General features: G+C 70.4%; 22 protein-coding genes. All 22 read left to right on the forward strand.

Annotated elements, in window-relative coordinates; genetic code table 11:
* Positions 1 to 69: 69 nt before the first annotated feature.
* The 22 genes from ACF08M_RS34585 (at position 70) to ACF08M_RS34690 (ending at position 16,777) form a co-directional block, all read left to right on the forward strand.
* Entirely contained in the window at positions 70 to 579 is a 510-nt protein-coding gene (locus ACF08M_RS34585) for a hypothetical protein (RefSeq protein ID WP_392189228.1), read from the forward strand.
* Between the two features lie 156 nt (positions 580 to 735).
* Complete coding sequence (locus ACF08M_RS34590) at positions 736 to 912, forward strand: hypothetical protein (protein ID WP_392189229.1); 177 nt, start codon at positions 736 to 738, stop codon at positions 910 to 912.
* Entirely contained in the window at positions 902 to 1,888 is a 987-nt protein-coding gene (locus tag ACF08M_RS34595) for a hypothetical protein (RefSeq protein WP_392189230.1), read from the forward strand. Before ACF08M_RS34590 ends, ACF08M_RS34595 begins: the two co-directional genes overlap by 11 nt.
* A gap of 38 nt (positions 1,889 to 1,926) precedes the next feature.
* Positions 1,927 to 2,721, forward strand: coding sequence for a hypothetical protein (locus ACF08M_RS34600; protein WP_392189231.1), 795 nt, complete (start codon positions 1,927 to 1,929; stop codon positions 2,719 to 2,721).
* A gap of 318 nt (positions 2,722 to 3,039) precedes the next feature.
* A complete protein-coding gene (locus ACF08M_RS34605; RefSeq protein ID WP_392189232.1) occupies positions 3,040 to 3,819 on the forward strand; it encodes a hypothetical protein in 780 nt (259 codons plus the stop codon).
* A gap of 8 nt (positions 3,820 to 3,827) precedes the next feature.
* Positions 3,828 to 4,358, forward strand: a complete 531-nt coding sequence (locus ACF08M_RS34610) for a hypothetical protein (RefSeq protein WP_392189233.1) — start codon at positions 3,828 to 3,830, stop codon at positions 4,356 to 4,358.
* 97 nt (positions 4,359 to 4,455) lie between these two features.
* Positions 4,456 to 4,989 (forward strand): hypothetical protein, encoded by a 534-nt coding sequence (locus tag ACF08M_RS34615; RefSeq protein ID WP_392189234.1) that lies wholly within the window; start codon positions 4,456 to 4,458, stop codon positions 4,987 to 4,989.
* Positions 4,949 to 6,052, forward strand: coding sequence for a hypothetical protein (locus ACF08M_RS34620; RefSeq protein ID WP_392189235.1), 1,104 nt, complete (start codon positions 4,949 to 4,951; stop codon positions 6,050 to 6,052). Before ACF08M_RS34615 ends, ACF08M_RS34620 begins: the two co-directional genes overlap by 41 nt.
* A 36-nt stretch (positions 6,053 to 6,088) precedes the next feature.
* A complete protein-coding gene (locus ACF08M_RS34625) occupies positions 6,089 to 6,538 on the forward strand; it encodes a hypothetical protein (RefSeq protein WP_392189236.1) in 450 nt (149 codons plus the stop codon).
* Positions 6,535 to 6,879 carry a hypothetical protein gene (locus ACF08M_RS34630; protein WP_392189237.1) on the forward strand — a complete coding sequence of 115 codons (345 nt, stop codon included), beginning with the start codon at positions 6,535 to 6,537 and terminating at the stop codon, positions 6,877 to 6,879. The genes ACF08M_RS34625 and ACF08M_RS34630 overlap by 4 nt, the downstream gene beginning before the upstream one ends.
* Positions 6,880 to 6,967: 88 nt before the next feature.
* Positions 6,968 to 8,053: a hypothetical protein gene (locus ACF08M_RS34635; protein WP_392189238.1), complete on the forward strand. Its 1,086-nt coding sequence runs from the start codon at positions 6,968 to 6,970 to the stop codon at positions 8,051 to 8,053.
* Positions 8,054 to 8,080: 27 nt separating this feature from the next.
* A complete protein-coding gene (locus ACF08M_RS34640; protein ID WP_392189239.1) occupies positions 8,081 to 9,319 on the forward strand; it encodes an MFS transporter in 1,239 nt (412 codons plus the stop codon).
* A 40-nt stretch (positions 9,320 to 9,359) separates the two neighbouring features.
* Positions 9,360 to 9,857 (forward strand): hypothetical protein, encoded by a 498-nt coding sequence (locus tag ACF08M_RS34645; RefSeq protein WP_392189240.1) that lies wholly within the window; start codon positions 9,360 to 9,362, stop codon positions 9,855 to 9,857.
* Between the two features lie 100 nt (positions 9,858 to 9,957).
* On the forward strand, positions 9,958 to 10,383 hold the full coding sequence (locus tag ACF08M_RS34650; protein ID WP_392189241.1) for a hypothetical protein: 426 nt from the start codon (positions 9,958 to 9,960) through the stop codon (positions 10,381 to 10,383).
* A 73-nt stretch (positions 10,384 to 10,456) separates the two neighbouring features.
* Positions 10,457 to 11,305 carry a relaxase/mobilization nuclease gene (locus ACF08M_RS34655; RefSeq protein ID WP_392189242.1) on the forward strand — a complete coding sequence of 283 codons (849 nt, stop codon included), beginning with the start codon at positions 10,457 to 10,459 and terminating at the stop codon, positions 11,303 to 11,305.
* A gap of 734 nt (positions 11,306 to 12,039) precedes the next feature.
* The gene (locus ACF08M_RS34660) at positions 12,040 to 12,795 is read left to right on the forward strand and encodes a hypothetical protein (protein WP_392189243.1); all 756 of its coding nucleotides are present in this window, start codon (positions 12,040 to 12,042) and stop codon (positions 12,793 to 12,795) included.
* Positions 12,792 to 13,451, forward strand: coding sequence for a hypothetical protein (locus ACF08M_RS34665; RefSeq protein ID WP_392189244.1), 660 nt, complete (start codon positions 12,792 to 12,794; stop codon positions 13,449 to 13,451). The genes ACF08M_RS34660 and ACF08M_RS34665 overlap by 4 nt, the downstream gene beginning before the upstream one ends.
* 267 nt (positions 13,452 to 13,718) lie before the next feature.
* Positions 13,719 to 14,090 (forward strand): hypothetical protein, encoded by a 372-nt coding sequence (locus tag ACF08M_RS34670; RefSeq protein ID WP_392189245.1) that lies wholly within the window; start codon positions 13,719 to 13,721, stop codon positions 14,088 to 14,090.
* The gene (locus ACF08M_RS34675; RefSeq protein WP_392189246.1) at positions 14,087 to 14,884 is read left to right on the forward strand and encodes a DUF317 domain-containing protein; all 798 of its coding nucleotides are present in this window, start codon (positions 14,087 to 14,089) and stop codon (positions 14,882 to 14,884) included. Before ACF08M_RS34670 ends, ACF08M_RS34675 begins: the two co-directional genes overlap by 4 nt.
* A gap of 59 nt (positions 14,885 to 14,943) precedes the next feature.
* On the forward strand, positions 14,944 to 15,306 hold the full coding sequence (locus tag ACF08M_RS34680; RefSeq protein WP_392189247.1) for a hypothetical protein: 363 nt from the start codon (positions 14,944 to 14,946) through the stop codon (positions 15,304 to 15,306).
* On the forward strand, positions 15,303 to 16,121 hold the full coding sequence (locus ACF08M_RS34685; protein WP_392189248.1) for a DUF317 domain-containing protein: 819 nt from the start codon (positions 15,303 to 15,305) through the stop codon (positions 16,119 to 16,121). Before ACF08M_RS34680 ends, ACF08M_RS34685 begins: the two co-directional genes overlap by 4 nt.
* A gap of 62 nt (positions 16,122 to 16,183) precedes the next feature.
* Entirely contained in the window at positions 16,184 to 16,777 is a 594-nt protein-coding gene (locus ACF08M_RS34690) for a hypothetical protein (protein WP_392189249.1), read from the forward strand.

A 16,777-nucleotide genomic window follows, 5' to 3' on the forward strand; every position in this document is an offset into this window, starting at 1 on the left:
GTGGATCCACTCCGTCACTCCGCAGACGACAAGGAACCGGCAGCAAGAGAGACACAGACCGAGAGGCTCATGAATCTTGAATTCCGACGCGAGCTGATACCTCGCGACGAAGCCCACCACCACATCGGTGCGCTCGACGCGATGAAGGCCAAACTGCTCGCTGCCGCCCAGCAATGGCAGCTGCTGGCCGAGAGCGGTGGTATGCCAGCCTCGCTCTCCTACACCGAGCTGCTCCAGCATGTCACCGACGCGCAGGGTCTCTCCCGCGATGTCGTTCAGCTGACTGCCGACTTCGCTCTGGGCCCTCACAGTACGAAGCGCGTCGGCCGCGCCGTACTCGGCCACCTCGCGACAGCGGCCACCACGTCGTGCCACGCCGCACCGCACTTCGCCGAGACCGCGGAGATTGCCCTTGCTCTGTCCCGTCCATCCGGCCTGCCCGACCGGGACGGTCTGAAGGACCGCGCGCTCATCGACCACGGCGCGGCACGCGTGTACCTGCGGCTCACAGCGGGCTCACTGCGCGACACGGCCAAGGAACTCAACGACCACCTCGACGTCCACCGTTCCCTCCCGTAGGGAAAGCCCGGCGCCTCCGCCACCCGGGCCGGGCACACGCCACCGCTAGCCCGCGCCGACAACCCACCTCTAGGGAGTCCTCTGAACCGCCCCGCCAACTTCAGCGACGCCGACTGGGCCGAGTACCTGCAGTGCCAAGCCGAGCACGACGACCTCATGGACCAGTTCACCGACCGAGAGACTCAGATGGAGCAGGGCCTGCTCGACGCATACGACGAGTACGACTTCGACTTCGGCCCCTCCCGCCTCTCGGTTCAGCCGCCCCGTCCCGCACGCCAACTCCCGCCGACACGCCCGGGTTCCATCTCGCGTGGGAGCATCCGTGGCCGCTGACAGCGAGGACGACACGGTCACCTTCCGCAACGAAGGGCGCCACGCCGAGGCCAGTGCTTCACCGCTCGCACCGCTCCCTGACCACCGCAACACGAGCACCGCCTGGTGGCAGGAGTTGTGGCGCCGCCACGCGAACATCACCACCCCGCTGCGCCAGCGCGGACTGGAGTGCGACATCGAGTTCGGCCTGAGTGCGTACGTGGTGCATGTAGCGCTCCCCGACGACAGCTACCTGATCATTTCTCCGCCGCAGGAGCCACCTTCCAGCCGTCCGCCGGGGGATCCGGAGGGATGGTCGGTCACCCGTCAACACCCGGACGACCAGGTGTTGTTCGAGCTGGTCTACGACTCGGTGCCCGCGACCGACCCCCATGCCCCTGCACGTCCCGAGGTACGCAACGGCGGCAGCGCCCCGTTGCTGATCGAGGCGATCGATAAGCGGCTCAGCCAACTCGGGCTGCTTCCCGCTCCACCCTCGCCTACCGGGCTTCCCCTCATGTCCACAGCCCCGCATCCCCGCGCACCAGAGCCTTTGGGCCACGCCGGCGTTGCCCGGACTGCGGGCGCCCTCCTTGGCCCGGCCGCTGGCGTGGGCGGCTCCACCACGTACGTCTACGGCGACGCGGTCCTCGCCCTCACCGACCGGCTCAACGGAACCGAGTCGTACGCGGAGGCTGCGGCGTTGCTGGGCCAGATCCTGGAGCCGACCGACGGCCTGCTGGAGCGGGTAGGGGAGCTGCTCGAAGCGGCGGGCGAGAGGGCCAAGGAAGCCGCGGAGGACGACGGGTTCGACCTGGGATATGACCTCGCCGACGCGGCTGCCGAGCTCCGGAACCTCGTGGAGACCCTGCACGTGGCCGAGGACCGGATGCGAGCACTCACCGCTCCCCCGCCACCACACCGGCCGGCGGCAACCCCGGCCCGCGCGCCACGGCTTCCCCTGCGTGCTCTTCCAACCAGCGGGCACAGGCGCTGACGCTGCCGTCCGATCCCCCCGAACGCCATCAGGAGCCCATGCCCACGTCACGCACCGACCTGTCCGCCTTTGCCACCGGTCTGGCCGCCCGCCTGCCCGGGCCCTGGACCAGCACGTACCAGCGCCATGCCGCGTACAAGGACCAATACCGCACGACCAATCAGCTCTGGGACTCAGGGCACGTCGACTACGTCGTCAGCACGTACGTCCTCCCCCACGAGGCCATCCTCCGCGGCCCCGAAGGTGAGCGGCTCTACGTCACCCACCGGCCCCGGTACTCCCACCAGTTCGTCGTCGCCGCACTCCAACCCGCCAGCGACGGCCTCAAGCCCCACCACTTCTACGAGGTCGAGGAGCCCAACGGAATCGCCGTCCCCAGCGACCCCGTGCGGGCCGCTCCCCGCGTCACCCGCCGGTTGCTGCCCCGGTACGAGCAGGCCCTGCACGAGGTACTCCACAACGCGGCGGAACAGCCCGATCCCCCACACCGGCCCGCCCCACCACAGGTACCCCAGGTCCTCACCCTGACCTACTACGACGACGGAGCCCTCGGTGTGCCGTACGAGAGCGTGCCACCGGACATCCGCATGGCGCTGTTCGCCCACGGCTTCCAGTACCACCCCCACCAGGCGGCATTCCTCCTGCCCGCCGCGTACGGCGAGGTCGGCCGCGCCCTGCGCGTCCAAGCCCTGACCCAGAAGCTCGCCCCCCTGGGCCTCGGCGTGAACCTCCGCCGACACAGCACAACACGCGCCGCTCCGCCGTCCTCCACAACCGCGCAGCCGGCCTCCCCCTCGGCCACCCGCACATCCGCAGGTGCCCGCCACCAGTAGGCCAACCGTCCCGCGACTCAGTCCTTCCCCCCAACGTATGGAGCCCACATCCGTTCCGTTCGACGCACCCTTCCACTGATCACCGCCACTCTCTGCATCGCCCTGGCCGCCACCGCCTGCAGCACGGACAGCGACAGCCCCGACACCAACGAGAAGAGGCGGTCGCCCAGCGCAGCCACCCCTGCGAAGCTGGCCCCGGCTCTCACCCCGGCCGAAGCCCGCGATGCCATCACCCACTACTCGACGACGAACAACCTCGCGTACGCCGCGAAGGACCGCGCGCTCCTCGACACCATTGAGGGCGGCCCGCGATACGCGATGTCGCTGGCCGACCTCAAGGAGGACGAGGGACTCCCGAAGGCCGACCGGAAGCCGTTCCGTGCCTGGTCATACGACGTGCCCCAGACCGACCTCTACATCCCGCGCCTCGCAGCTGGGAAGCAGAAGTGGTTTGCCGCCATCACCCGCGCCGGCAGCTCACAGCAGTACGCCCGTGTCCTGGTCCTGGCCGAGGACACGAAGACCAAGAAGTGGGAGATGGTTTCGACCGTCGACATCGACGATCCGCAGCAGCTCCCGCAGATCGTGCTCGACCAGGACGGCTACGCCACTGCCGTCGATCCGGCCTCCACCAAGCTCGCAGCCCCGGTCGATGTGATGCGCGCGGCCGTCGGCGACAACTTCGCCACCGGGGGCGAGCAGACAGGCAGGAAGGTGTTCGCCCCGACGAAGGCATCCGAGCAGCAGGTCAAGGTCCACCAGAGCGTGAACAAGTTCGGGACTCGCGGCACCACCCGATTCACAGCCGAAAAGCCCGAGTATCCCGACGCCTACGCGCTGAAGACGTCGGCCGGAACGCTCGTCGTGTTCTCCCACACGCACGCCCAGCACGACGCGTCCACCACTCCGGGTCTGCGGATCATGCCGGAGAAGCACGATCGGGCATGGCTCGGCACCAGCCCGCGCCCGGCCTTCACCTACCGCTTCACCTGCTCGGACGTCGCCGCTGTCCCCAGCACGCCGGACCCGTCGGCCCTGCTCGGCTACGGCTGCCGCCGCACCGACGCCGCAGCGGCCGGCCCGAGCACCGCCGTCTAGAGCCTGACATGCACCCCGACTTCGAGCTGTACGACAACGTCGGCCTGACCTCCGAGCAGATCGCAGCCGCGCACTTCGGTACCGCCACACGCGACGACCTGCTGCGCTGGGCCCGCTGCGATGCCGAGCCGTTCCTCGCCGAGCACCCGCTGCCCTCGGAGCCCCTGCCGGCACCGGACGCGGCCCCGTATCTTGCGGCGCTCACCGCAGCGCGGACCCCCGCCGAGGTCAGCGCCATCACCCAGCACCTCCTGGAAGCCGCCCAGCCCGCGCTGAGCACGGTGAGCGACCTCCTCCTGTCCATCGCACAGTGGGGCAACCGCCGCCGAGGTGCGGAACAGGGGACTCCGCCCAAGACGCTGCTGGAAGCGGCCAGCCGCAGCCTGTCCGTGCTCGCCCTCGCCGACGAGGCCGATCTCACCGCCCTGCGCAACGAGTACGACCCCGCGCCCGCACCACGGCCAGCCCCGAAAACACCCCCGAGTCTTCCCCCGGCTCCGCCCGCCCCGCCGCCGGCCGGTCTGCCCCCCGGCCGCTAGCCACACCCCATGGAGGAGGCTTCACCTGTCGACCCGTTCCTTCATTGCCCGCCCCACCCCGACCGGGTACACCGGCGTATACGTCCATCTCGACGGCGTGCCCGACTCGAAACTGCCCCTGCTGCTCGCCGCGTTTCAGTACCGCTTTGGCCGGGACCTGGACGCCATGACGCAGCACCTCGTGGACGACGTTGCCGTCGGCTGGGAGGAACTGGGCTCCGATCTCCTCGACGGAGCCCCGCCCGATACCGTCGCCGCCCTTACATGCGGGGACCGGTGGCCCAGCCGCACGATGGACACCCTGATGCCCCTGGACGGCTCCCCGCCGATCCGCATGACGGTCACCGAGACGACCGCCGCCGACCAGGACATGGCCTGGGGATACGTCCTGCGCCCCCAGGGCCTTGAAGTGATCCCCGTGCAGTACGCCCCATCCGGCACCGTCTTCAACTGGGACTCCGACCCCTGCACCGACTTCAGCGACCCCGCCGCCTGGAACACCGTGGCATTTGCCCAACCTTCCGCAACACTTACGACCGCTCCCGCGGCCCCAGGCGCACGCCACACATCCCCGCCGAAGGAGCCGCCCTGTGGACCTCACCGAGTTCGCCCGACTGGCCACGTCAGGTAGAAGCACATCAAGTGGCGGCGTCGCCGGATATTCCTCCTGTGAAATCACCCTGTTCAGCAGCTCCCGCGATGGCATCGTCGCACTCGTCGACGGCGACAACTGGCGCTGGGCGCACACCACGTTGGACACCGCAGGATTCGAGAAGTCCGGCGACGGCAACCGCGCCATCCCGCTGACGGATCTCGACCGCACCCGCGAGGTCCTGCTCACCCTCGGCGTAGTCGCCGAGATCAGCCAGATCAAGATCACACCGAGCAGTGAAACCTACATCGGCGACTTCGCCCGCGACCTGGCCGACCACCTGCCAGGCCAGTGGAGCGTAGGGGTCGAGAGCTACGCGATGCGCGTCTGGCAGGGAGACCTTGCCGCCTGCATGTGGAGCCCGTCCATGGCTGCCACGCTGGAGCAGCGCCGTGTGCGGTGGGCGGCCGTGCTTCGGCGTGGCGACGGGGCCGAACTCGCCATCATCCGCGACCCGCAGTACGACCTGTATCACGTCGGCGCACTCCACCCCATCAACCTGCATCCCGACGGACTCGTCGCCCCGCCCGCAAGCGTGACCGTGCAGCCGATGCCGGCCTCCGCCGCCTGGCAGATCAACTCCCGTCTGCTGCCTGCCTACACACGGGCCGTGCTCCACTGCCAGGTCAACTCGCTGGAGGAGGACCTGGACCGGACACTCCAGACCTACGAGTCGGGCGCAGTCTCCGAGCCGCTGCCGAAGGATCTCATCGACGCCTTCGCCCGCTTCACCACGACGGCGCCGCAGGTCACCGCCGCGGTGCGCGCCCTGGCCACGCAGAGCGAGCACGAGGCTGCTGTCCTCCAGCGGGTGGAAGACGTCATTGCCGCTGGGGCCCGGGCCGGCACCAAGACCGCCGTGGCCCCTCGCACCGATCAGGTGGCCTGGTGGCTCGCCGAAGGCGGCGAGAGCCTCATCGACCTGGCTCGCCGCTCCGTGCCCAACAGTGAGCCGCCCGCCACCGAGACGGGCCGGACCATCGTCTCCCCGCGTGCGCTTCCACCGGCACCGGCCCGAAACGCCCCCGGCACTCGCCGCTGACCCGCTACACCTCTACTGGAAGGAGATTCTTCCTCTTTGGACCCCGACATCCACTTCGTCTTCGGCAGCCACCCCCAGCATGGCTACGTCGCCGGCTTCAACTCCTCGCTTCCCGCTCACCTCGCCGACTGGTTCCTCACCCGTGTCCAGTTCGAGGCCGTCCCCGGTGAGCCGAGCCTGTACCAGCTCACCGAACCCGAGCGCGACGGCCCGCGCCGAACCCGCCAGGCCGCCCAGGACCTGCGCGCGCAGGGCTACGCCGTACACGTCGACACCGACATCGCCTACGCCCCCGCCAACCCCCCGGGCCGGCCGAACGGACTCACCGAGCGCCGCAAGCGGATCGCCCAGGCTGCCTCCGGCCGATCGCCCCAGCGCAGTACCGCGCCGACGACCTCGCCGCCCTCCGCACGCCCGGCCCCGCCGAAACCCGCCTACGCGCCCACCGTCCACCTCGCGTCCGCCCCTGCCGGACACGGCCGATGAACCCCTCTCCGAAGCCGATCCGCATCGCCCGAGCGAAAGATGGCCACGTCGAGGTCGACGGCGCCTTCGATGCCTTCGCCGGACACATCCTGCTCCGAGCCGGCTTCCTCTCCCTACCGTCGCTGAACGGCCGCTCGATCCGGCTCCCACTCGACATGGGACACGACTGGGAGAACGAACAGTCGACCTGGGCCGCACAGATGTTGGTCACCGCCCGCTACCCCGTACGCCTCGACCCGGGCCTCGATACGCGCCTCGCCCCACCCGACCGGCTCTCGGGACCGGGCCGCCCGCCCGCTATGGCCGCCCAGGCATGCCCGACCCGAGCAGCATGCCGCTGACCCCAGCCAGGAGACCCCGATCCCTGCCGTCCCCGACCCGCAACACATCCACGAACTCGGCGCCAAGTGCGGTGACTTCCGGCTAAGAATGGCGCTCCTGGACCGGGAGACCGAGACGGCCCTCGACGCCGTCCGCGACCGGCACGGGCGCATCGTCCGCCCCCAGGAAGCAGCCGCGATCCGCACCCGCCGCACCCGGTCAGCTCTCGACGGATACCGGCTCGACCTCGCCGACTCCGCCGGCCCCCTGCTGGGAGCGGCCCGCACAGCCCTCGACGCGATGCCGCCCACCGCGCACACCCAGGCGTGGCGCGACATGCTTGACTCTCTCGCCACGTCGCACATGGAGATCCTGCGCGCCGCCGGCCAGCCCGCCGAGCGTGAGGCGCAGACGGTTTGGGCGCACCTCGCTCACTGGGCAGAGAACGGCGCCATCGCCGCCCACCTCGCCGACCTGCACCACAAGCCCGGACCCGAATTCACCGCCGACGAGGCACAGGAGTGGACGGAAAGGGCCCGGGTGGCGCGGACCCGAGGGGCGCTGGATCTGATCGAGTCCTGGTACGCGGCTGACGGCCGCCGCATCACCCTCGCCTACCTGGCCGAGGAGGACCTCTCCGAGGTGATCGCCCTGACCGGGGATCCGGATGCGCCAGGGTGGAGCGTCATCGGCCGGTACGACAACGAGTACGTCGCCGGCAAGACACTCCCCCGGCCGGTGCCGCCCGGCGTTCTCCGGGCTGAGGGCACGTCCAGGTTCGACCGCCCCGAAATGGCTGCGGAGATACCCGTCCAGGAGCTGCTCCGCGACGTCACCGAGGCACACTGCGCGGGTGACGTGTCCGAGGCCCTGCTCACTGCCACCGACCAGGGACGCGGCAGCGGCCCCATGACACACCTGCATCAACTCCTGTACGAAGCAGCCAGGTTCTCCCACGCCCTGGAGTCCGTTCAGGGTCAGCGCCTCGGTGCCCGGCTCGACGCCCTTGGCAGGCAGCTCGAATTCCTCGCCCGTGAGGTCCAGGACGCCGCAGAGGACCTCGGCGCGACCGTCGCGGTCCTGCCGCCGCACCGCGTTCCGAAGCCGCCCCGTATCCGCCCGCGGCCTGCCCTGGAGACGACGCCCCCGCCTGCACCGCCGCAGCACTCCACAGCAACCGCGCGCCGTCCCTAGCAGCCCCTGTTCCCCAGAAAGCTCTCGTTGTCCCCAACCGCTGCGACTGTCTCACCACCGCGCATCATCTACGGCGCGGTGCTGGGCAGCCCATACGTCGCCCGCCTCCTGGGCGGCACCCTCATCGGCCGACTGCCCAATGGCATGGCACCGGTGGCCATCGTCCTGTGGACCCTCGCGGCCGGCCGCGGCATCGCCCTCGGCGGCCTGCTCTCCGCCCTGTACGGACTCGCCTCCGCGCTGTCCCAGCCGGTCAAGGGACGCATGATGGACCGCTACGGGCAAAGCGCCGTGCACCTGCCAGCCGCGGCCCTCAACTCCAGCCTGCTGATCGTTCTGCCGCTCGCCGCGCCCCACGGTGGACCGGCATCCGCCACGGCCATCGTCGTCGTCGCCGGACTGACCGCTCCGCCGCTGGAAGCCGGGCTGCGGGCACTGTGGCCCAGCATCCTGCCCGACCTGCGGCTGCGGCACGCCGCTCTCTCCCTGGACACAGGCACACAAGGTCTGCTGTACATCGTCGGCCCCCTCCTCGTCGCCGCCCTTTCCTCCACGTACAACCCTGCTACCGCGCTCGCCGTCACCGCCACCCTCGGTCTGGCCGGCACACTCGTCGTCGCGACCGCGCCGCCGTCCCGCCGCTGGCGCCCCACGCCGACCACCAGTGGCACAGGTACGACACGGCGGCTGGCCAGCCCGCCACTCGCTTCGCTGTTCGTCGCACTGGCCGGTGTCGGATGCGCGATCGGGGCCCTGAACGCCCTCGCCGTCGCCATGTCCGATACCCACGGGCGACAGATGCTCTCGGGGCTGCTGCCCGCCGCGTTCTCGGCCGGCAGCTTCCTCGGCGGCCTGGTCTACGGCCGTCGTACCTGGCCCTGCTCCACCACACGCCAACTCGTCCTCAGCAGTGCCGCGTTCCTCGCCGGGTGGCTGCCGCTGCTCGTGCTTCACGCCCCGTACGCGGCCATCGCGGCGGTCGCCCTGCCCGGTGCGTTCCTCACTGTGGTCGTCGCCTGCGCGTATGTGGCCACCGACGCCCTCACACCCGCGGGCCGGACCAGCGAGGCGTACGCGTGGCTGATCTGCTCGATCGGCGTCGGGCAAGCGGCCGGCACCGCACTCGCCGGACGCCTCGCCGATCACGCGCTCGCCCTCGCCGCACTCCCTGCGGCCGGTGCCGCCTTCGCTCTCACCGTCCTGCTCCTCGCCCGTCCCGACCAGGGCGCCGTCCGCCGCGACCGGCACCGCTGCCGCTACGCCTGAGCAGGCATTCCAACCCCCTTATTCTGTACGGAGATTCACCATGGCCGTCCGCACGAAATGGACCGTCGAGCACCTTTGTGGTGACTCGATCGTCCATGATCTGTCCGACCGTCCCGCCGACCGCCGCGCCGGCTTCGCCCGATGGCTCGCAGGCAGGGACTGCACCGCCTGCTGGAAGGCGTCACGTGACGCCGACACGGAGTCCAAGGAGAAGTGGCTCGCCGCCAAGCGCGCCGAGGAGCAGCAGGCCGCCGCCGAGTGGGCCGAGAAGTTCGATATGCCGCCGCTGGAGGGGCCGGAGCGGGCTCTGGCCTGGGGCGAGCGGTCCCGCCACCAGCTGATGACGGCTGCGCACACCGCGCTGGTGGTCGAGGGGTCCTGGGACGAGGCGGACTGGGCGGAGCTGGAGGAGAAGGCCCGCTCCATTGCCCGCGCCGGTTGGTGGATCGATCAGCGTGAGGCCGAGGGCACTGACCTGCTCGAACTCCTCGATGCCGCAGGCGAGGGCGACCGCGGGACGGAGAATCCGTTCCGCTGACGGAGGCGGAACATAGCGGGTGATCGCCGGTTAGCCAAACCGGCGATCCTCCGGACTATTGATCCTCCCGCCGCTACCCGCTCCGTGTGGAAGGACCCGCATGATTCCGCAGCCCTGGACGCCTCCGCCGACTCCGGCACACGACCCGCTCACCCCCTCGCGGGACATCACCCATCAGCACTTCCAGGCCGGTGAACAGGTCATCGTCCTCAAAGGGGTTACCGGCGGGGAGCTGTGGGGTGATGCGATGCGCATCGTCGCCCCGTCCTGGCACACCCCGACCGACGAGGACGGATGGCGGCTGCGCGATGCCACCGGAGGCGCGCAGACGTACGTCACCGCCCACCCCCGCTACCTCGTGCACCTCTCGCGCCGCTGCCCGGACTGCCTGATCTACCTGCGTGCCATGGAGGACCGCCTGCTGCCGAAGTATGCCGGGCACGACTCGCTGGTCGACTGCGGGTGGTACACCGTCACCGCCCTCAACCAACTGGTGCACATAGCCGATGTCCGGAGCGGCCGGTGACCCTCCCCGTGCTCCGCCCCGTCCATGTCCTGCCCCTCCTCACGAGTGTCACCGTCTCCGGAAGCACTCAGACGTGATCCCCCGCCTCCACATTCGCGCCCACACCCCGCACGGCCCTCTCGCCGAGGCGCTGGGCCGCCCGGTGTCAGCGGACGAGGGACTGACCGACCACACAATCGTCGCCCACTGGCCGGGCCTCGACTACTACACGTCGGACGACGAGCAGAAGGTCTGGACGTCCGTCCAGTGGGCAGAGCACCTCGAAGACCCCTACATGGAGCACCCGTTCGCCGCCGGCCCGGAGGACGACCGGCACGCGATCTTCCACCTCGACATCCGGCTCCACCCCGACGACCGTGAGCTGACCGGCCCCGAATGGGCCGAAGCCGCTCACCGGCTCGCCCGCGCCGCCGGCATCGAGGTCCCGGGCGACGAAAGAGGATGCCGGTGGATCGCCGTCCAGGCCCAGCCCGGACGCCTCGACCTGATCGCCAACCTGATCCGCCTCGACGGCACGTGGAACACCCAGCCTGCCAATGCCCTACGGCGCCTGCCGGACGAAGCCCGCCGCATCGAGCAGGACCTGCGCCTCACCCCAGTGCAACCCACTCATCAGACCGGTGTCCGTCCCGTACCCACTGCCTCGGCACAGCTGGCGACCATTCTGTCGCAGCTCGCCGATGAGCAGGCCGGGCCACTGGCCACGGTGCGCGACCTCGTCGAGCACACCACTCACCAGATCGCACGGCGGCCGGGTGCCGCCGATGACGCCATGCTGCTTCGCCTGGAGCTGGTCGTCCGTCGGCTCCACTCCGTCCAACAAGACCTCGACACCACGGCAGCCCAGTTGAGAGCTGCGGCCCTTCCCCGTGTAGCCGCTGCGCCGCCCGCTGCGAAGCGCTCGGCCCACCGATCACCGTAGGAGACACGCCTCTGTCCGTTGCCGACCGCTTCCTGAACATCCGCCACGACCCGCACTCCGATGAACTTCTTGCCCGCGGAGGAGACCCCGAGGCCCACAGCGTCCTCCAGCGCACCGGATTCGTCCCGGTCGTCCGCGTCCACGAGACCTACCACCGCGCCCCCACCGGCCTCGCCCGCCCCGAGGAAGCCCGCCTCGCCACAGAAGCAGTCGCCCGCCTTCGGTCCGCCGGATACCGCGTCGACTGCGACAAGGAACTCGACACCGACTCGCTGTGGCCCAGTTACCCGCCGCTGGGCGCCCCCATTACCCACCTCGCCGAGCGGATCCGTGAAGCCACCACGACCGACGAGGCAGCCGACGCCCTCACCGAGCTGACCGCCGCCCACGACGGCATCCTCGCCGGTCTCGGCGAAATCCTCACCGCCACGGCCGAGTTCCACGAGGGCCTCGGTGACGCAGCCGACCCCCACGCCGCCCGGCGGCTGCGCTACCTCGCCGATGAGTACCTGCGCATCATCCGCACTGACCTCGCCCACACGCGCAACGACCTCGCGGACCGGCACGCCCCACACCCCGGTCGCAGCGTCTGTGCCGAAGAGGTCCCCGCAACCGAACGCGAGCGCTCCACCGTGTGCACCTGCCCTCCCCCGCCGCGCACGATGCCGGCCCCGCCGCCCCCGGTGGCCGCCGGGCTGCGCCGCTGACCCTTACCTCGCCCAAGGACAGACACCATGCACAACCACGAAAACACCGAGCGCCTCGCCTCGTACGCCGACATCCTCGCGGGCGAGCTCCCCGGAGCCTGGAGCACCACCCGCCTCTCGCCGGAAGCCAAGGACGACCTCGCCGAGCTGACCGACCGGATCTGGGACCTGGACCTCGTCGCCGAGTCCCTGGCCGAGCACCCGCTGCAGCAGGCGGTCGTCCTCTCCCGGCCGGACGGAGCCCAGCTCGTCGTCATCGACCGGCACGACGACCCAGACGGATTCCTCATCGCCGCCATCGCCCCCCGCAACCTGCCAGACGAGGCATACCGGGGGATACGCGAACCGAACGGCATCGCTCTGAGCGACGACCCGTTCCAGGCCGTCGAGCAGATCACCGGCTACCTGCTGTCCCGCTACGAAACCTCGCTCGCCCAGGTCCGCTACAAGGCCATCGAGAATGTGCAGCCCTCCCAGGCGGACCAGGTCGTCCTCACCTGGCAGCCGGACGGAAGTCTCGCCGCCTTCGCTGTCGGCGCGGATGCCGGCACTGTCCTGGCGGCCAACGGCTTCGTCCTTGACGGTGCCGGCGCCTATCGGCTGAGCGGCGACGACACCACTACCCAGGCCCGTGCCGTGCGCGAGATCGGCCCGCAGCTCGCAACGCACGGCATCACCACCACCATCCAGCACCCGTCGGGCCGAATCCCGCCCAAGACCTCCGCGCCGACGGCACGTCCGACCCCGGCCGTCACCCGGCCCGCGGTCCCACGGTCCCGATGAAAGCCAGCGCCGAGCCGGACTTCTTCGTCCAGGACTACATCACCATCACCAAGGACCCCCGCACCGAGCTGGTCGTCGCCATCGGTGGCAACGGGCGGGCGGCAGACATCCTCCAGCGAGCCGGCGGCTTCCTCAACGCACCTGGCGCCGGCCGGGACTACCACCGTCTGCCCCACAGACTTACCGTCGAGCAGCAGCGCCTGAAGGCGACCGCTGCCTCGCATGCCCTCCTCGCCGCCGGCCACAGCGTGCACCTCGACCCCGCGCTGAACGCGTTGGCCACGCCCGACGGTGAACGCGAATCGGCTCTGCGGTATCTGGCCCAGCTCTCCGAACGGGCCTCCCGCGCCGAGAGCGCCACAGAGGTCGCCGAGATACTGACCGCGGTCGCCGGTCCGGCCGAGGGCCTGTTGCCACTCACTCGCGAGGTTGTCGTCAGGACGGTCATCGCCTGCTCCCGGCATCTGAACAGCGGGGGCGAAGACGCCGAGCCGGTCTCCCAGCTCGCGAACACGGCGGACTCGCTGTTGCGCGCCGCCCACCAAGTCCTCTTCGCCCGCAATCAAGCCGCGCGCGCCCCGCAGAAGCCGCCCCCGGCAACAACGCCACCGCCCGCAGCCGGCCAACTTCCCGCACCCACGACTCGCCACCGCTGACTTGAAGGCCCCCCGGCGGCCGATCTGTTCCAGCAAATCCGTCGGGTGGCCCCGGCACACACCGCACGACCCACAGGAGAGACCCGTAGCACCCCGCACGCCCCCACCGATCTCCCACCTCCTCAAGCCCCGCCTCGCAACCGCGGTGTTCCGCCGCTACCTGCGCGCCTGCATCCCGACCATCCCCGCGTTCGGTGACCCTCCCAAGACTCCAGACCAGCTTCGCAGTCCCCGGCCCCGCACCCGCCCCGTCCATCCGGGAGGACCATGCCCCACCCGTACCCCTACGCCGACTACCTAGCGGACAGCATCGCCCGTCAGCTCACACAACTGAGCGCCCGCCTGTTCCAGCTGCCCGCCGATCAGGTTCCCCAACTCCTCGCTCGCGTCCTCGACCCGGACGACGGCGTCCTCGGCCGGTTCACCGGCCTCTTGGACACCGGAGCCGTCTTGGCGAAAGACAGCGCAGAACGCGGCGCTCTGCCCCCCGAGGTATGCCTCGCCCTGAGCCGGGCCGCAAACGAACTGCATGACATCGGCCTCGACCTGGACGAGCTCACGGAATCCCTCACCACCGGCCCGCCGGCAGTGGCGAAACCGGCCGTCGCGTCCCCTCTAGTCGCGAGGCGGCACCGGTGAAGAAGAAGAAGGCCGGCTGGGGCTCGTTCGAGCAGCCCCAGCAGCACTACCTGGTCGAGCCGCGGCACCTGGCCGGCGGCGGGGACCTGCGGCACGTCACCGAGTACCTGCGCGCCTCCGGGTGGAAGGACAAGTCCAAGACCGGCGGGCCGCTCGTCTTCGACAGCCCGGACAAGAACATCCGGGTCGGATACGACCCATTCACGCAGCCCGGCGGCTGGACGATCTCCGGCAAACAGACCGCCTCGCAGGAAGCCTGGCACGCCATGCTCGGGAAGCAGGTGCCCGTGGAGATCGTGGCCGGAGTCACCGACGCACTGCACCAGCCGCGGTCCGCTCACGCTCCCAATGCCTGGGCGCCCCTGGTACAGCAGGGATGGACGACCGGCGGGCAACAGCACTTCACCGCAGTCAGCCCCGACCGTAACGCGTGGGTCCAGTTCCACCAGTCCGGGCCGGGCGAAGCGTACTGGTGGGCCGGGGCCCGGACCGAGCACGGCCGCGCCTGGGACGCGATCTTCTCCCCCACGACCCCGATGCACCTCGTCCAGGGATTCTCGGCCGCTCTGGCCGACCCGACACCGGTGATGCGTCCGCTCGGACTCGTGCCCGCGTCCAGCCGGATCCGCACCAGGTCCGTCTCCGTGCTCCCCTCCGAGCTCGGCGCCTGGCAGCAGGCCCGGATCACCGCGGCCCGTGCCGCCACGTGGGCCCGCAACTCCTGGGCAGCCGGCCAGCCCCGTGCCACCGCCCGCCCGCACGTAACAGCCAGCAGTACCCGGGCCCGGCGCTGACCCACCCCACCCGCACCACCTCGTCCGCGCACCGCATCACACTCTCCGCCAAGGACTTCATGCCCCACCACACCCCCGACGCCCCCGAGCCCGCCCAGATCCGCCAGGCCACCCGAACCCTGGCCGTCCTCGCCGCCTACCTGCGCACCTACCCCTCGGCCGACAGGGCCGTGCCGCTGCTCGTCCCGCTCCTCGACGAGGACAGCGGCGCTCCCATCCTGCTCGGCGACATCCTGCGCAGCGCCGCCCGCCTCGTTTCCCAGCAGGCAGCCAGGCCCATGGCCGACGAGACCCGGCAGATCATCGACGGCCTGCGCGAGGCCGCCCAGGAGATCACGGACTGGCATGTCCTGCACTGGGACGTCCAGCGTCTGAGCGCAATGCCGGGCGAGTTCACAATCCCGGCGCCCGAAGACCAGTGATCCCCTACCTCCTCACCCGTGCAGCCGACCCCCGCACCCGGATCTGGTTCGAGACCCGCCCCCGGCACCTCGCCGGGGGCGGCGATCCCCGCCGTATTACCCAGACCCTGCGCGCCGCGGGCTGGAAGAGCCGTTCCGATCCGGACTATCCCCACGTCGCGCTGGCCAGTCCCGACTACCAGCACTCGTTGATCCTGGAACCCGGGACTGCTTCATACAGCGCCTGGTGGCGCATCTGCGGGCAGGACGAACAAAGCAGCTGGTACACCGAGTTCGGCGGCAATACCCCCGTCGAGATCCTCTCCGCGCTCACCGACGCCCTGTTCCGGCCCGCGCCCGAGACCACACCGGACATCTGGCCGGTCCTCACCTCGGCGGGCTGGACCTACCAGCACTACGAGAACGGCAACGAGACCGCCTCGCACCCGGACGGCATCCTGAGCCTGCGCCGCTGGACCGTCGAACCGGCCGAACGGTTCTACTGGACCGCCGAAGCCGTCGTTCCCAACGGAGGCGGCGGCGAGAGCCGGCTGTGGAGCGCCTCTCTCGACGACCGCATGCCCCCGCATCTGCTCGCCGCCTTCGCCAAAGCCCTGGCCAGCAACGAGCCCGTCCAGCGCGGCATGTACGACGTCCCGCACAACCACCTCGTCACCCAGGAGCGGCGCGGCCCGCAGGGCGAGGAACTCGCCGCCGCCCATGAGGCCCGGCTCAAGGCCGTCCGCGCCGCTGCCCGTAAGGCCCGGCGCCTGGCAGCACCGCAGGCCCAGCCAGCAGTCGCACCGTCCACGCAAAACACCGCAATCCACCGCTGAACCAAACCGGCAGCGCCCGCACCGCCACAACAACCACCTTCTGCCCGACCGAAAGCCGCCCTTTGCCCTCCTCAGAGTCAACCGCACCCACCGAGCACCACCAGTTCCGGCTCGACAACCTCGCAGCGTTCCTCCGCGAGAGCAAGTGGATCCAGGACACGTGGAGCGTGTACTCCGACGAACAGACCGACATCGACGGAGTGCCGTACGACGAACACGACTACGCGCTGCGCCAGGACCGTCGGCACGCCGATACCTGGCGCGCCTTCGAACGGGTCCGCTATAGCGGCGAGACCCTGCTGGCCACGGCCGAATACCAGCTGCAGCAGCTCCCCGCTCACAAGGTCCAGGCACGGTGGGTGTGGGAGCTCGGCACACTTCACACGGCCCTGGAGCGCCTTCGGACCCTGCAGTCCGAGTGGGTGGAGTTCCGGGACTCCCTGCCGGCATCCGCTTGCCCAGGCACCGAGCAGTACGACGACCCGCTCGCCGATCGCAATGCGGACGCCTGGTCCTCGTTGGACGACTGGTCCACGCACGGCCAGAGCATCCTCGACATCCATGCCGCAGCCCGGCAGACCCCTTCCCCCCTGACGACCAGCGCACTCGTACAGGCCCCTGCTCCGGCCGCCCGGACCGGAACGGTCCGTAGGTGA

Origin of the sequence: Streptomyces sp. NPDC015032, assembly GCF_043080425.1 — a bacterium.
GTDB lineage: Bacteria > Actinomycetota > Actinomycetes > Streptomycetales > Streptomycetaceae > Streptomyces.

Excerpts from the sequence above, each read along its gene's own strand:
- ACF08M_RS34630 (WP_392189237.1), top strand. The coding sequence starts at position 6,535 with ATGAACCCCTCTCCGAAGCCGATCCGCATCGCCCGAGCGAAAGATGGC.
- ACF08M_RS34605 (WP_392189232.1), top strand. The coding sequence starts at position 3,040 with ATGTCGCTGGCCGACCTCAAGGAGGACGAGGGACTCCCGAAGGCCGAC.
- ACF08M_RS34635 (WP_392189238.1), top strand. The coding sequence starts at position 6,968 with ATGGCGCTCCTGGACCGGGAGACCGAGACGGCCCTCGACGCCGTCCGC.
- ACF08M_RS34610 (WP_392189233.1), top strand. The coding sequence starts at position 3,828 with ATGCACCCCGACTTCGAGCTGTACGACAACGTCGGCCTGACCTCCGAG.
- ACF08M_RS34665 (WP_392189244.1), top strand. The coding sequence starts at position 12,792 with ATGAAAGCCAGCGCCGAGCCGGACTTCTTCGTCCAGGACTACATCACC.
- ACF08M_RS34680 (WP_392189247.1), top strand. The coding sequence starts at position 14,944 with ATGCCCCACCACACCCCCGACGCCCCCGAGCCCGCCCAGATCCGCCAG.
- ACF08M_RS34670 (WP_392189245.1), top strand. The coding sequence starts at position 13,719 with ATGCCCCACCCGTACCCCTACGCCGACTACCTAGCGGACAGCATCGCC.
- ACF08M_RS34585 (WP_392189228.1), top strand. The coding sequence starts at position 70 with ATGAATCTTGAATTCCGACGCGAGCTGATACCTCGCGACGAAGCCCAC.
- ACF08M_RS34650 (WP_392189241.1), top strand. The coding sequence starts at position 9,958 with ATGATTCCGCAGCCCTGGACGCCTCCGCCGACTCCGGCACACGACCCG.
- ACF08M_RS34645 (WP_392189240.1), top strand. The coding sequence starts at position 9,360 with ATGGCCGTCCGCACGAAATGGACCGTCGAGCACCTTTGTGGTGACTCG.
- ACF08M_RS34660 (WP_392189243.1), top strand. The coding sequence starts at position 12,040 with ATGCACAACCACGAAAACACCGAGCGCCTCGCCTCGTACGCCGACATC.
- ACF08M_RS34600 (WP_392189231.1), top strand. The coding sequence starts at position 1,927 with ATGCCCACGTCACGCACCGACCTGTCCGCCTTTGCCACCGGTCTGGCC.
- ACF08M_RS34590 (WP_392189229.1), top strand. The coding sequence starts at position 736 with ATGGACCAGTTCACCGACCGAGAGACTCAGATGGAGCAGGGCCTGCTC.